The sequence below is a fragment of the Phycisphaerales bacterium genome, assembly GCA_016699835.1.
In the GTDB taxonomy this organism is placed as follows: domain Bacteria; phylum Planctomycetota; class Phycisphaerae; order Phycisphaerales; family UBA1924.
In genome coordinates this window covers 2,635,161-2,650,580 of the sequence record CP064987.1, presented here as the reverse complement: position 1 = coordinate 2,650,580, position 15,420 = coordinate 2,635,161, and the positions used below count along the sequence as shown (strand labels likewise).

Below are 15,420 nucleotides of genomic sequence, written 5' to 3'. Positions count from 1 at the left end.
CGGTGCACGCCCATCTTGACGTTGGGGACGAGGCCCCCAACGCTGTGTGATGCCGAACCTCGCCAGCCAGCCCGCCGCCACGACCTCCAGCCATCCCGCTTCGACGCCGCGTCCCTCGACGGGCGGATTCCTCCCCGGCACCAAGATCGCCTTCGACGGCATCACGTTTGACGACGTGCTGCTCCTCCCGCGACGTTCTGGCGTGATGCCCGCCGAGGCCGACACGACCACGCGGCTCACCCGCGCCATCTCCCTCCATATCCCGCTCCTCTCGGCCCCGATGGACACCGTCACCGAGTCGGCGCTGGCGATCGCCCTCGCCCAAGAGGGCGGCCTGGGCTTCATCCACAAGAACCTCTCCACCGAGGCCCAGGCGCGCGAGGTCGCCAAGGTCAAACGCTCCGCCAACGGCATCATCGCCGACCCCATCACCCTTGGCCCCACCGACACCGTCGCCCGGGCGCGGGACCTGATGCGTCAGTACAACGTCTCGGGCTTTCCCGTCACCGAGGACGGCTCGTCCGTCGCCGGGGGGAGCCTCCGCGGCAAGGGCAAGGTCCTGGGCATCATCACTCGGCGTGACCTCAAGTTCGTCGAGGACAACGCGACCACCGTCGCCGACGTGATGAGCGGCCCGAGCAACGGCAAAGCCCTCATCACCGCCGCCGCGGGCACAACACTCGCCGAGGCCGAAGGTGTATTGAACAAAGCGAAAGTCGAGAAACTCATCCTGACCGACGGGAAAGGGAATCTCGCGGGCCTCATCACGATGCGCGACATCGACCGCCTCAGCCAGTTCCCACGCTCCTGTCGCGACGCTCGCGGCCGGCTCCGCTGCGGGGCGGCCGTCGGCGTGGACCAGTACGACCGCGTCGAGGCGCTCCTCGATGCCGAGGTCGATGTGATCGTCGTCGACACCGCCCACGGGCACAGCGAGAACGTCCTTCGCTCAGTTCGCACGATCAAGGCGCTGCCACGTGTTGCGAGGGGCGACGTCCAGATCATCGCGGGCAACATTGCCACGCCCGAAGCCGCCCGCGACCTTATCGAGGCGGGCGCCGACGCCATCAAGGTCGGCATCGGGCCCGGCTCGATCTGCACCACTCGCGTTGTCACCGGCGTCGGCGTCCCCCAGATCACCGCCGTCATGCACGTCGCCCAGCAGGTCAAGGACATGGGCGTGGACATCCCCGTCATCGCCGATGGCGGGATCCGCCACAGCGGCGATATCCCCAAGGCCATCGCCGCGGGCGCCCACGTCGTCATGCTCGGCTCGCTCTTTGCCGGGCTCGAGGAAAGCCCCGGCGAGATGATCATCACCCACGGCAGGCGTTACAAGAGTTACCGCGGCATGGGCTCCGAGGGCGCGATGAACGCGGGGAGCGCCGACCGCTATGGCCAGGCCGACAAGGCTGCCGCCGCCAAGAAGTTCGTCCCCGAGGGCGTCGAGGGACTCGTCCCCTTCCGAGGCACACTCGCCGAGTTTGTCTATCAACTCGTGGGTGGCCTTCGCAGCGCGATGGGATACTGCGGCTGCCCCACCATCGAGGACCTCCGCACCCACGCCCGATTCTGCAAGGTCTCCACGGCGACCGTAGTGGAGAATCATCCCCACGACATCACGATCACCAAGGAATCGTCGAACTACCTCGCGGGGCGAGGGAAAGATTGATGCCCGGCCCGTCGGCAGGGTCAGTCACGATATCAGTCGCTCAAGACCCCACACGCTGGAGCGTGATGATCGTGGGCTCAATCTTCTGCTCGCCTTTGGTGAGCGTGCGCCAGGTCTGGGTGATGTGATTCGCGTCCGTGAAGTCCACGGTGAGATGCCCCATGACCATCTCTTCTTCCGCCCGCATGTTCGAGACCGAGACGATGTCGAAGACGATGCGATTCGCCTCGACCTTCGTGGCCCGCATGTGCGGCTGGTTCCCCATCGCGCAGTAATGCGTCACGAGAAGTTCCGGCCCGTCGAGCGTGTACATGTTGGTCATCTCGTGCGCCGAACCCGGGAACATGATCTCCCGCACGCACGACTTGTTCGACGACAAGGCGAACTCGACCGTGCCCGTGGGCTTGCCATCTTCACCAAGATTCTGCCACGTCCCCGAGAGCGACGCCAGCCGGTCGAACGCCGCCTTGTGGGCGGCGTCAGGCGCACCCACGACGGCCATCGACGCGCTTTGGGTGTGCCGGTGCTGATGGCATGCGCCCAAACCGAAGCACAAACCAGCGATCACCACACCAACCAATCCACTCACACACAAACGCGGCGTGTTCATCGAGTTCTCCTGCATCATGGATTCGGTCTGGCCTCATCGCCCCCGCGAGACCGCCAGACCACATATCAGGTTACCATACCTCGCCCCACGCCGCAAACGACCGCGACACGGAGACGATGATGGCCCAACACGTCAACACAAAGGCCGTCAAAGGCCGCCGGACGCTCAAGTTCCTGACGCTCGGCGATGCCAATCGCGAGGTCCAGACCCTCATCGCCGCCGAGAACGCCGGCACGCTCAAACGCCTCGGAAACTGGGAACTCGGGCAGACCCTCCACCACCTTGCCACGTGGGTCCACTTCGCCTTCGACGGCTATCCCGTCCGTCCGCCATTCCTCATCCGCGTCTTGCTCAAACCCTTCAAGAAGAAGTTCCTCCGTGGCCCGCTTCCCGCAGGTCTGCGCATCCCCAACATCCCCGGCGGCACCCTCGGCATCGAACCCGTCTCCACCCAGCAGGGACTCGACGAACTCAACAAGGCCTTCGATCGTCTGGAGCACACCATGCCGGTCCAGCCTCACCCGATCGTCGGGCCCATGACCCACGACGAGTGGATCCAGGCGAACCTTCGTCACGCCGAGTTGCACCTGGGATACTTCCTCCCGGCCTGAGGCGCCGACTCACTCGATCCGATTCACGATCGTGCTCGTTCCACGCGATGACGATTATGCCGAACACCACACCACCGCGCGAATACGTGCTGGGCACGGGCGCCGATGAACTTGCTCGCCTCTCGTTCCAGCATCGCCTCTGGGCCGACGCCGCCCATGCCGCGTGGCGTGACGCCGGGATCGCGCCGGGGAAGCGGTCGCTCGACATCGGCTGCGGCCCCGGATACGCGTCGTTCGACCTCGCGGCCCTGGTCACGCCCTCCGGCTCCGTCGTCGGCGTGGACGAGTCCGCGACCTATATCCAATGGTTCAACGAGCAGGCCGCCTCGCGCTCGCTCGCCCACCTGCGTGGCGTCGTTGGCGATGTCCACGCTCTCGGCGAAATCGATGCCGTGCGCGAGGGCGGGCCGTACGACCTTGCCTATACGCGCTGGGTTCTCTGTTTCGTGAAGGACCCGGCCGGCGTCGTACGCGAGGCCGCCTCACTGCTCGCGCCAGGCGGGCGGCTCGTGATCCACGACTACTTCAACTATCGGGCGATGACGACCGCCCCGAGGCGATCATCGATGTCCAAGGCCGTTGATGCCACGATCCGCAGTTGGGAAGCCCGGGGCGGCGACACCGACATCATGGGCAAGGTCCCCGCCTTCTGCGCCAACGCGGGCCTCACGATCGAGAGCATCCGCGTCCACCAACGCCTCGGTCGGGCCGGAGACGCGATGTTCCACTGGCTCAAGACCTGGTGGCACATCTACACCCCCAAACTCGTCGCCATGGGCCTGCTCACCGAGCACGACCAGGTCGAGTTGTTTGCGGACCTTGAGACAATCGAGCGCTCGCCCAGCGAGTTCGTCGTCTGCCCGCCGGTCTTTGAGATCATCGCCAAGCGCGAAAACTAACTGCTGATCGCTCGAACTTCGAACCCGCGTCGCCGACCCTGCCAACGATTCACCATGCACCTCCTCCTCACCGGCGGCGCCGGATTCATCGGTAGCAACTTCGTCCGCTTCGTCCTCGCCAACCGCCCCACCTGGCGCGTCACCAATCTCGATAGCCTGACCTACTCGGGCAACCTCGAGAATCTCGCCGGCGTGGACCAGGACCCTCGCTACCGCTTCGTCAAGGGCGACATCAACGACGCCGCGCTCGTCTCACGCCTGCTCGACGAGTGCGACTGCTGCGTCCACATGGCCGCCGAGAGCCACGTCGATCGCTCGATCCTCGACTCGGCGCCGTTCATCCTCGCCAACGTCGTGGGGACGCAGGTCCTGCTCGATGCCGCCCGCAAGGTCTGGAAATCCAAGGCCTCGCGCCGGTTTGTGTATGTCTCGACCGACGAGGTCTATGGCTCCCTTCCGCTCGACAAGCCCGAGATTCTGTTCACCGAGAAGACGCCCCTCGCCGCGAATAGTCCGTATGCCGCGAGCAAGGCCGGCGGCGACCTCCTCGCGCGCGCGTACCACCACACCTTCCACATGGACGTCGTCACCACGCGCTGCTCCAATAACTTCGGACCCTACCAGTTCCCCGAAAAAGTCATCCCCCTCTTCGTGACCAATCTCATCCAGGGGAAGAAGGTCCCGCTCTATGGCGATGGGCAGAACGTCCGAGATTGGCTCCACGTCGACGACCACTGCGAGGCGATCTGCGTCGCGCTCGAGAAGGGCAAGGCCGGCGAGGTTTACAACGTCGGCGGGAACAACGAGCGATCGAATCTCGAACTCACGCACTCCATCCTCAAGATCCTGGGCAAGGGCCACGACATGATCCAGCCCGTCGCCGACCGACCCGGGCACGACCGGCGCTACGCAATCGACGCGACGAAGATGGACCGGGAACTCGGCTGGCGCCCCAGCCGGTCGGCCTGGCCGAGTGCTCTCGAGAAGACCGTGAAGTGGTACGTGGACCATCCACAGTGGTGGGAACGCGTGCGGTCCGGGGCGTACCGGGACTATTACCAGCGTCAATATGGCCACCGCGGGGCGTAGGCGATCCGGACGTGGTCGTTCGAGGTTCGGATCTGCTCCCAATTGGGCCCTGATTCTGCTATCGATCCTAGAGATTGATGGGAATTCGCCTATGGTAGTGCTTTGTTCGTAGGTTGAAGAGCGGATTTGCGCGTAGAAGGCAGATGTTGGGGTTTCTTTCTCGGACATTCGCCGTCAAGATTTGCCCTCGGGGGTGTCTGTGCCCATGGTGGGGCGCGGGCAGAGTTGTCGGAATGCAGGATGTGCCCATGTGAATTCTCCAGACTACCTGGATCACCCACCTCGGCAAACTCCCCTCTGTATCCGACAGTGTCTTCACGCGACCGATTCGCGTGGAGGGAAAGGGATTGATGAAGTCTTACGTTCGTCCGATCACGTATGGCCTGGTCTGGGTCATGGTTGCGGGCACAACTGCGCCTGCGGCCTGGGCCCAGAACTCGTCTGGTAATCCGCACACCCGTCGCTCGCGCCAACATGGACAGCAGAACCAAGCGCCGGCGACACCACCGCCGTCTGATACCTCAACATCAACGAACACGAGCACACCCACGACCTCGGCTCCAGTCGGGAGCCGGGCGTGGCGTCGTGCCATGGCCGCAGCCGCTCGCGCCGCGATCAACAACGCCAACAACCAGGGTGGCGGCGGATCCACAAACCCAACGCCTTCGGGTGGTTCCACCGGCGGCAGCACGGGAGGCTCCACAGGCGGATCGACCGGTGGGAGCACCGGCGGCTCGACTGGCGGATCCACGGGTGGCTCGACCGGTGGTTCAACCGGTGGCGGCACGCCCGGGACATCCGGCGGCGGGACCGTCATCGCCCCCACCACGCTCCGCGCCCTCGATATGGCCAACGGGCGGAACGTGCTCGTGACCTGGGTCGATGCCGACCCGGCCGACGGCACCTTCGAACTCGCCCGCGAGCGTCAGCAAGGCTCCACCTGGGTCGAGCGCACCGTCATCACCAGCGAGAGCGCCACGCTCACCGACAGCGTGGGTCCGGGTGTCTATCGCTATCAGGTCCGCTCCATCACCGCGGCGGGAACCTCGGCGTTCACAGCCTTTGCGCTCGTGACCGTCAACGAGGTCGCTCCCACGGCCCCGACGGGTCTGCAGGTTGCCGACCTCGGCACCGGCGGCAGCGCCCGCCTCACCTGGAACGACACCTCGCTCAACGAGACGGGGTTCGAGATCGTGCGCGAGCAGCAGAGCGGCGCGAGTTGGATCGGCACGACGCAGATCAACGCCAGCGCCAATGCCACCACGATCGACGACAGCCCCGGCGTGGGCACCTTCCGCTACCACATCCGCGCCATCAACAGCGCCGGCAACTCCGAGTACTCGGCGTGGGTCATTCCCACGATCGCCGACATTCCGCCGGACCCCATGGCGGGCCTCGCCGCGACGGACCTGGGCAATCGCTCCCAGGTCCAAATCACGTGGCTCGACCACTCCGACAACGAGTCGGGGTTCGAGATCGTGCGTGAGACCCAGCAGGGTTCGCAGTGGGTGAACAGCGTCACCCTCTCGGCCGCCGCCGATCAGACCTCCATGATCGACGCTCCGGGCCTGGGCACCCACCGCTATCGCGGGCGTGCCGTCAACGGCGTCGGCGCCTCGACCTACACGGCGTATGTCACGGCCCAGGTTCTCGAGATCCCGCCCGACGCGCCCAGCAGCCCCACCGCCAGCGATCTCGGCGACGGATCGCAGGTCCGCGTCAGTTGGACCGACAACTCGACCAATGAGACCGGCTTCGAGGTCCTCCGCGAGACGCAGAGCGGCTCGAGCTGGACCGGCGCCACGACGCTCAACTCCGGCGCCAACACCACGACGCTGACCGACGCTCCGGGCGTCGGCACCTTCCGCTACCGCGTCCGCGCCGTCAACAGTGCGGGCAACTCGGCCTACACCACCAACGCGCAGGTCACCGTCGCCGTCGTCGCCCCCTCGGCGCCGAGCGGGACGGTCGTCTCCATCGTGAACGGCACGCAGGCGCGTGTCACCTGGGCCGACAACTCGTCCAACGAGTCCACCTTCGAGGTCGCTCGCGAGACGCAGAGCGGCTCGACGTGGGGCTCGCGTCAGGTCTTCTCTTCGCCCGCCAACACCACCGCCTACACCGACACGCCCGGTCCGGGCACGCACCGCTACCAGGTCCGCGCCGGCGTCGGCAGCGCCTTCTCCGCCTGGACCTCCTTCGCGACGGTCACGATCGCCGGCGTCCCCGCGGCGCCCAGCGGGCTGAGCGTTGTCGACGGCGGCAACGGCGTCGCCCAGGTCACCTGGAGCGACAACTCCAACAACGAGACCTCCTTCGAACTGGAGCGCAACCCCTCGTTCGGGTCGCCCAGCACGCGCACCGTCAGCGCCAACGTCACCGGGTTCACCGAGACCCCGGGGCTGGACACCGTGAGTTACCGCGTCCGCGCGCTCAATGCCGCGGGCGGCTCGGCCTTCACCGCCTGGGTCACCGCGACCATCGCTGCGGGCACGCCCCAGGGAGGCGGCGGCGGGACCAACGGCGACTACGACGCCAACGGCTACTACGTCGGCCGTCCCAGCGCCGACTCGCGCACCATCTATGTCAGCGCTACCGAAGGCAACAACGGCAACGACGGGCTTACCCCGTCCACCCCGGTGCGCACCATCGCCGCCGGCGTCGGACTCCTCCGCGACCGCATGCCCGACTTCCTCTACCTCAAGCGCGGCGACACGTGGAACGAGACCTTCCCGACCTGGCGCAAGAGCGGGCGCAGCGCCACCGAGCCCATGGTCGTCACGACCTATGGCAACAGCCCCAGCCGCCCCCTCTTCATCGTCCCCTCGGGCACTACGGGCTTCCTCCGCACCGTCGGGAGCAGCGCGCCCCCGAGCGTCGACCACATCGTGATCTCCGGCGTTGAGATGACCCCCAACGGCAATCCCAGTTCCGAGGGCATCACCTGGCTCGACCCGGGTCAGAACGTCACCTTCGAGGATCTCTACATCCACGGCTTCACCCACGGCATCACCATGCAGGGGTACACGGGGCGCATCAACGGCGTCACCATCCGCCGCTGCATCATCGCCGACAACCGCCCCACGGGCGCCGCCCACTCCGAGGGCATGTACTGCTCGCAGATCGACAACTTCCTCCTCGAGGAGAACATCTTCGACCACAACGGCTGGTCACGCACCACCAACGACGCGACCATCTACAACCACAACGTCTACATCCAGCCCGACTGCACCAACGTCACCTTCCGGCGCAACTTCGTCGCCGACGGCTCCTCGCACGGTCTCCAGATGCGCGCCGGCGGGATCATCGAGGACAACATCTTCGCTCGCAACGCCATCGCGATCATGATCGGCAGCCGCGACAACCCCGACCCGCTCGGGATCACCGCCGCCATCCGTGGCAACGTGATCCTCGAGGGTCGGGACATGAACTCGACGAACCCCCGCGGGTGGGGCATCGAACTCCTCAACGTCAACGCCTCGGGCGCCATCGTCGAGAACAACATCTTCGCGCACAGCATCAGCAACGACCCCAACTTCGCCATCAACATCGACGGGACCGTCGGCATCGGGTGCCGCAACGCCACCGTCCGCAACAACATCGTCTACGACTGGCACGGGCCGATCCAGGCCTACGCCCCCAACAACGGGCGCGTCTCGAACGGGCACCTCGTCGAGAACAACGTGATCGTCGACACCGGCACCGGCTTCGCCTTCTCCCAACTCGTCAACACCTTCTCGACGACGCCCTCGGTGATCCGCTTCAACGGGAACAAGTACAATGACGCCGGACCCGCCAACCGCTGGTTCGACATCGCCGGCGACCTCTACACCTACCAGCAGTGGCTCACCCAGACCGGCGAGACCGGCTCCTCGAGCGGCACGATCACCTTCACCGACCCCAGCCGAACCCTCGGCACCTACCAGGCCACCCAGGGCAGCGGCAACACCCACGACGCCTTCATGACCGCCATCAAGCAGCGTTCACGGGGCAACCCCATGACCAACTACTCCATCGACTCGCTGCTCTCCTACTTCCGTCAGGGCTACACGGTCACGCCATAACCAACGGCGATCTCATTTTCTTGACTTCCACGCCGGCCGGGTCGAAAGACTCGGCCGGTGCTTCTTTGTGTGCAAAGCCCGTTCCTGGGTACGAACGGCCCCCGCACGCCGGGCGTATATCCTCACCCTCGTTGCCCCAAGGAAGGCCACCCTTCGGGCCGATGATGGGGGTGAGGACCGATGACCACGCAGAACGCCCAGACCAAGGCGCCCCCCGGTGCCCCGACCGTCGCTCCCGGCTCGCACGGGTTGGGCCGATTCGCGCGCAAGTCGCTCTCCCGCACGGCATTGCGGATGTACATCCGGGGGCTCTCCTCGTGGACGCCGCTCGAGAACCCCGTCGACGGGTACACCGTGATTATCGGGTGTGCCCATCGCCTGGCGTCGATGCTCTGGGCGAATCTCGAGTTTCTGTGCCGCCTCGACTTGACGGGGTGCGACAAGATCCTGTGCGTGGTGGACTGCACGCTCGCCGAACGCCCTGCGGGTTTTGAGGAGCGGGCACGAGAGATCGCGGGTGAAAGACCACTGGAGTTCGTGTACTACTCGCAGGCCCAGGTGGATCGCGCCCGGCGCGTCGACTGGGGCTGGGTGTACTCGTGGCTGTCGTGGACGCTGGGCATTTCCAGGACGCGGACGCGATACGCGATGCTCCACGATTTCGATGCGCTCCTGCTTCGGCCCGGCCTGCTCCGCGAGCGCGCGGACGCGATCAAGGCTCGGGGCGTCGAGTATCTCGGCATCGACTGGTACTCGGGCCTTGGCGTGATCGAGTCCGACCGGCTCGTCCGCACGTTCGAGATGATGTTCGACGCGGCGTTCGTCCGCGAGCGGTTCAACGCCATCGATCTCTTCAACCGCATGGGTCGGCGTGGCGATCGCCGCGTGGAGTTCGACACGTTTCTCCACGCCGAGACCAGGGCCGGCACGCGCGACGTGCTTCCCATGGAAGAGTCCGAACTCGTCCACCCGAGCCAGATGATTTGCCAGTACGTGGACCATCGCGCCGGTCGATTCGTCCCTGGGAACAACAACCTCTTCATGATTCCCTACTACAACTTCATCGGCGGCTCGCCGGAGGAGTTGCGGGACCTCGTCCCGATCATCGAGAAGGGCGAGACCGTCGTTCCGCTCTGGGGCCGGGGCGTGGATCTCTCGAAGATGAAGCCGATCCACGCGCTGTGGATGGTGCACATGTCCGAACGCCTCGAGCGCGCCCTGGGGCGTGAGGGCGACGCGATGGACGAGCACGTCCGCCGATATTTCCATGGGCTCAAGCGCATCGTCGATCAGCACGGGGTCCGGTCATGAGCGCCGCAGGCACGGGAGCCCAAGCCGCCCCGACTCAAAGAGCAGCACCATCAAACTCGATGCGCTCGCTCGCGATCCGCGGGTCGATGTGGTCCACGATCGCCTTTGGAGCCTCGAACGTCATTCGACTGATCGGCAACATCCTTCTCGCGAATCTTCTTCTTCCCGAGTACTTCGGCATGACCGTGATCGTCGGGACGCTGATGTCGGGCCTGCAGATGTTCAGCGACATCGGGATCGGGCCAAGCGTCGTCCAGAATCCACGCGGCAGGAACCGCGCGTTCCTCAACACCGCGTGGACGATGCAGGTCATCCGCGGCGTGATCGTGTGGCTGGCGGCGTGCGCGCTCGCGTATCCGTTTGCGTTACGCTTCGGCGACGCCGACTCGCCAGACACCAACGCCGCCGCCCTGACGCCCGTCATCCTCTTCGTTTCCGTCGCCGCACTCATCTCGGGGTTCAACTCGACGTCGCTCTTCACGCTGCAACGCCGAATGGACGTCCGCAAGATCGCCCTCCTCGATGTCGCGGTGCAGATCGTCCAGACCATCGTCATGGTGGCGTGGGCGTATTTCTATCCCAGCGTGTGGGCGCTCGTCGCCGGGACGATCACTGCGGCGGTCGTTCGAGCCGTCGCGAGCCACTACCTCGAGCCTGCTCCGGGCGACCGTTTCCAGTGGGAGCCAAAGGCCGTCAAGTCGCTCATGCACTTCGGCGGCTGGATCTTCGTCAGCACCGTCTTCACTTTCTTCGCGCAGCAGGGTGACAAACTGCTCTTCGGCGACCACATCACCAAAGAGGTCCTCGGCGTCTACAGCATCGCTGTGATGCTCGCGATCGTGCCCCTCGATGTCTCGCGCCGAATCGGCGAGTCGGTCGCTTTCCCCGCATACAGCCGCACGATCCACGAGGGTGGCGATCTCCGTCGGACGTTCAAGACCATTCGCTCTCCGATCTCCATCGGGGGCGCGCTCCTCATCACCGGCGCCGCCGCCGTAGGGCCTGATTTCGTGCTCATGGCGTACAAGAAAGATTACTCGGGCGCGGCGGCGTTTGTCCCGATCATCGCCGCGGGCGGACTCTTCCAACTCTTTGAGTTCACCGTCGGCGCCGCCGTCCTCGCCGCGGGCAACGCCAAAATAATCGCCTACGGCAACCTCGCCAAGGTCATCGGGCTGCTGATCTTCGTGACGCTGGGCCTGATGATCGGCGGCTGGATTCCCGACTCGTGGATCGCGTGGGAACAGTCGCACCTCTCGGCGATGCAAGAGTGGTTCACGCCACAGGGGTGGGCCTGGACCACGCTCGAGCGATTCAAGGAGTGGGTCGGGCACACCAACAGCCACGAGAGCCTGCTCTGGGCGGTCGCGGGCGTCACCGTCGCGGACCTCGGCCGATACGCGGTCTTCGCCTTCGCCGCCAAAAGACTGAAACTCTCGTTCCTCAAGCACGACCTGGTCTTGTTCCTTGGATGTGCCGCGGCGTTCTGGCTCGCGAAAGAGGGCGCGGGCCTCCTTGGCCTTCGCGACGGCACAATCCTTGCCTTCCTCGTCAAGGGCACGATCGTGACGGCGTGCTTCGCGTACCCCTGCTGGCATGCTTTCACCAAGGTATTCCGACGCCGATGAAGCCCATGCGCATCACCATCGTGATCCCCAACATCGGGCTGGACGGCGGCCTGCGCGTCGCCGCGCTCTACGCCGAGAGGCTCACCGCGCGCGGGCACCAGATCCTCCTCGCCGCCCGGCGGCCAAGACCGCTCCGAAAGTCGCACATCGCGAGGAAACTCCTCGCGGGTCGCGGCGTGTGGCGACGCTGGGCCGACCCCACCCATTTCGACCGCATCGACTCCGATCTCCATGTTATCAACGAGTTTCGCCCGATCGACGATCACGATCTCCCCGATGCCGACGTGGTGGTCGCGACGTGGTGGGAGACGGCCGAGTGGGTCTCACATCTCTCGCCCTCCAAGGGCAAACCCGTCTATTTCCTCCAGGGATACGACGCGGGTTCGGGGCAACCGGCAGACCGTGTCGACGCCACGTGGCGGCTTCCGATGCAGAAGATCACGGTCGCCCAGTGGCTCGCCGACATGGCACGCGACGAGTTCAACGACCCGAACGCGATCATCGTGCCCAACGGCGTGGACACGACGCTCTTCAACGCCGCTCCACGTCGCACCAAGCCCGCAACACCCACTATCGGCTTTGTGTATCACGATCTGCCCATCAAGGGTTGCGATCTCATCTTCGGCGCGCTCGAGAAACTCAGGGCCAAGCATCCCGATCTCCGCGTGCGCTCGTTCGGGCTTATCGGCTCCACGCCGCGGCTCTCTATTCCCAACTGGGTCGAGCACACCACCTGCCCATCGCACGCACGCATCGTCGATCTCTACTCCTCCTGCACCGCCTGGGCTTGGGGGAGCCGCCAGGAGGGCTTTGGGCTCCCGATTCTCGAGGCGATGGCCTGCAGAACTCCCGTCGTGGCGACCCGCGCGGGAGCCGCGCCCGATCTCCTCGCGAGCGGCGATGGCGGCGTTCTCGTTCCGTCCGACGACGCCAACGCCCTTGCCGATGGACTGCACGAGATCCTCTTGCTAAATGACGACGAGTGGTCGCGCCGCTCGGAGCAGGCCCGCACGATCGCCGAGCACCATAGTTGGGATCGGGCCGTCGAACTCTTCGAGGGCGCGCTGCGGCGCGTGGCCGACGCATGAGCCCGCTCGTCCCCCTCACGCTCTTCGGGCTGATCCCGGGGATCATCATCCTCTTCCAGGTGCTCCCCGCGCGGCGGGCGATGCTCGTCGCCTTCTTCGCCGCGTGGATGTTCCTCCCCGTTGCCGGCTATAGCTTCAAGGGGTGGCCCGACTACACCAAGACCTCGGCCACATGCATCAGCATCTTCCTCGCGACGCTGATCTCCGACGCCAGGCCTCTCATCGCCTACCGACTTCGCTGGTTCGACCTCCCCATGATCTTGTGGGCGATCATCCCCTTCGCCTCATCGATGGTGAACGGCTATGGCATCTACGACGGGCTGTCGAACACACTGAACCAGCTCGTGACCTGGGTCCTGCCCTACGCCATCGGTCGGATCTACATCACCGATCTCAAGGCCGCGCGCGAACTCGTCCTCGCGATGCTCATCGGCGCGATGATCTATGTCCCGCTGTGCCTCTTCGAGATGCGCATGAGCCCGCGACTCCACGAGATGGTTTATGGGTTCCACCAGGCCGACTGGCAGCAATCGAAACGCGGCTCGTTCTTCCGACCAACCGTCTTCATGGTCCACGGCCTCGCCGTCGCGACGTTCATGTGCACCGGTGCGCTCGCCGGCGTCTGGCTCTGGTGGAGCCGCACGGATCGGAAGATCCTGGGCGTCCCGCTCATCATCATCGTCCCGGTGCTCCTCGTGACCGCCGCGGGGTGCCTCTCGCTCGGCGCGCTCGTGTGGATGGTGGTCGGGATCCTGATCCTCGCGGCGATGCGTCTCGCGAATCTCCGCACGCCCCTGTGGGCGATCCTCTTTCTGCCCCTGCTCTACCCCATCGCCCGCACCTTCGGCGGGTGGGACGGGCACCAACTCGTGGACCTCGCCAAGAGCATCGCCGGACCCGCGCGGGCCGACTCGCTTTGGACGCGCCTCAACAGCGAGAATGAACTCTGGTACTTCGTTCAAGGCCAGAAGTGGCTGGGAGCGGCCCGGTTCATGTTCGTCGGGCTGAAAACCAGCGAGAGCAGCAAGGGCATCATCGCCGACAGCCTTTGGATGATCTATCTCGGCAAACTCGGGCTGATCGGTCTCGCGACATTCTTCGCCTCGATGCTTGCGCCGATCGTCGCCCTTCTCCGATCGACGCCCAGGCACACCTGGACCCACCCCGCCGTCGCTCCCGTCATCTTCATCGTCGTCTCGTGCGGGCTATATCTCGCAGATTGCCTCTCGAACGCGATGATCAATCCGGTCTTCATTCTCGCCTTCGGTGCCGCGGGCGGGCTTGTGCCGTCGCCCCAGCAGGCTCGCATGATGGCTGCCGCGGCACACATGGCGTATCGCCCTTCGCAGGCGCGAACCATGAGCATGCCCTACCGCCCCTCGGCGACCGGTTCCAGGAGCGCCTCGCCATGAGTTCCACGGCTCCAACCACAACGCCATCGCGCGAGGGAAGCACGAGCACCACCCACACGCTTCTCATCGTCATCGTCAACTACAAGACGCCCGACGTCACGATCGATTGCCTGCGCTCGCTCGCGCCCGAGATCCCAACCGTCGCCACGACCCACGTCGTCGTCGCCGACAACGCCTCGGGCGATGATTCCCTGGCACGCATCCAGGCCGCAATCGACGAGAACGAGTGGGCGTCGTGGTGCACGCTCGCGCCGCTTCCCAAGAACGGCGGATTCTCGTATGGCAACAACCGGGGCTACGAGGCCGGCCCAGCCGCGAAGTACATCCTTCTCCTCAACAGCGACACCATCGTCCACCCCGGCTGCCTCAAGGCCTGCATCGACGTGATGGAACGTGAATCAGACGTTGGCGCGATGACGTGCAAACTCCTCAACGCCGATGGCACGGTCCAGGTCTGCACGCGACGCTTCCCCACGCCGCTGCGTCTTGTCGTGCGGGGTCTGGGTCTGCCGTGGTATCTGCCGTCGCTCTTCGAGTGGGCCGACACCGAGGATCTTCAGTGGGACCGCGCCACGACCAAGCGCGACGTGGACTGGATCATCGGCGCGTTCATCCTCACCCGCGGCGAGATCGTCCAGAAACTCGGCCTACTCGACGAGGCCTTCTTCTTCTATGGCGAGGACATTGAGTTCTCGCACCGCCTGAGCAAGCACGGCTGGCGTCTCCTCTATGACCCCACGAGCACCACGACCCACCTCGGCGGTTCATCGTCGGATCCCACGCGCATGGCCCAGGCCGCCCGCAGCGTGCAGTTCTGGCGAGGGCGGTACCTCGTTCAGCGGATCTGCTATGGCCGCCTCGCCGAGTTCATCGTGCGGGCCGCCGACACGCTCCTCTTTGGTGCGAGGGCGTTGTGGCATCGATTCCGATCGGGCAAGGCCTCGGACAAATACCAGTACAATCACGCCGCGTACGAGACGATCACCAGCCGACTGGATCTGTAACGGGAATCTGGCCCTTCTCACGCTATGGACCA

General features: G+C 65.4%; 11 protein-coding genes. 10 read left to right on the top strand and 1 reads right to left on the bottom strand.

All coding sequences use genetic code 11. From position 1 onward, the window contains the following. Positions 1–49 precede the first annotated feature (49 nt). Positions 50–1,672 carry an IMP dehydrogenase gene (gene guaB / locus IPK69_10935; GenBank protein QQS08495.1) on the top strand — a complete coding sequence of 541 codons (1,623 nt, stop codon included), beginning with the start codon at positions 50–52 and terminating at the stop codon, positions 1,670–1,672. Between the two features lie 40 nt (positions 1,673–1,712). Here guaB and IPK69_10930 read toward each other — a convergent pair whose 3' ends face one another. Further along, on the bottom strand, positions 1,713–2,282 hold the full coding sequence (locus IPK69_10930; GenBank protein QQS08494.1) for a hypothetical protein: 570 nt from the start codon (positions 2,280–2,282) through the stop codon (positions 1,713–1,715). A gap of 119 nt (positions 2,283–2,401) precedes the next feature. On the opposite strand from IPK69_10930, the gene IPK69_10925 reads away from it, so the two are divergent. From IPK69_10925 to IPK69_10885, 9 genes are all read left to right on the top strand, one after another. Continuing rightward, positions 2,402–2,893, top strand: a complete 492-nt coding sequence (locus IPK69_10925; protein ID QQS08493.1) for a DUF1569 domain-containing protein — start codon at positions 2,402–2,404, stop codon at positions 2,891–2,893. 47 nt (positions 2,894–2,940) lie between these two features. Beyond that, a complete protein-coding gene (locus IPK69_10920; protein ID QQS08492.1) occupies positions 2,941–3,792 on the top strand; it encodes a class I SAM-dependent methyltransferase in 852 nt (283 codons plus the stop codon). A 54-nt stretch (positions 3,793–3,846) separates the two neighbouring features. Continuing rightward, the gene (gene rfbB / locus IPK69_10915) at positions 3,847–4,881 is read left to right on the top strand and encodes a dTDP-glucose 4,6-dehydratase (protein QQS08491.1); all 1,035 of its coding nucleotides are present in this window, start codon (positions 3,847–3,849) and stop codon (positions 4,879–4,881) included. Positions 4,882–5,471: 590 nt separating this feature from the next. Then, positions 5,472–8,945 (top strand): fibronectin type III domain-containing protein, encoded by a 3,474-nt coding sequence (locus IPK69_10910; protein ID QQS08490.1) that lies wholly within the window; start codon positions 5,472–5,474, stop codon positions 8,943–8,945. 180 nt (positions 8,946–9,125) lie between these two features. Then, positions 9,126–10,256, top strand: a complete 1,131-nt coding sequence (locus IPK69_10905) for a hypothetical protein (protein ID QQS08489.1) — start codon at positions 9,126–9,128, stop codon at positions 10,254–10,256. Beyond that, complete coding sequence (locus IPK69_10900; protein QQS08488.1) at positions 10,253–11,884, top strand: oligosaccharide flippase family protein; 1,632 nt, start codon at positions 10,253–10,255, stop codon at positions 11,882–11,884. Before IPK69_10905 ends, IPK69_10900 begins: the two co-directional genes overlap by 4 nt. A gap of 5 nt (positions 11,885–11,889) precedes the next feature. Then, the gene (locus tag IPK69_10895; GenBank protein ID QQS08487.1) at positions 11,890–12,972 is read left to right on the top strand and encodes a glycosyltransferase family 4 protein; all 1,083 of its coding nucleotides are present in this window, start codon (positions 11,890–11,892) and stop codon (positions 12,970–12,972) included. Next, complete coding sequence (locus IPK69_10890; protein QQS08486.1) at positions 12,969–14,384, top strand: O-antigen ligase domain-containing protein; 1,416 nt, start codon at positions 12,969–12,971, stop codon at positions 14,382–14,384. Before IPK69_10895 ends, IPK69_10890 begins: the two co-directional genes overlap by 4 nt. Next, positions 14,381–15,388, top strand: a complete 1,008-nt coding sequence (locus tag IPK69_10885) for a glycosyltransferase family 2 protein (GenBank protein QQS08485.1) — start codon at positions 14,381–14,383, stop codon at positions 15,386–15,388. Before IPK69_10890 ends, IPK69_10885 begins: the two co-directional genes overlap by 4 nt. The last annotated feature ends 32 nt before the right edge of the window (positions 15,389–15,420 follow it).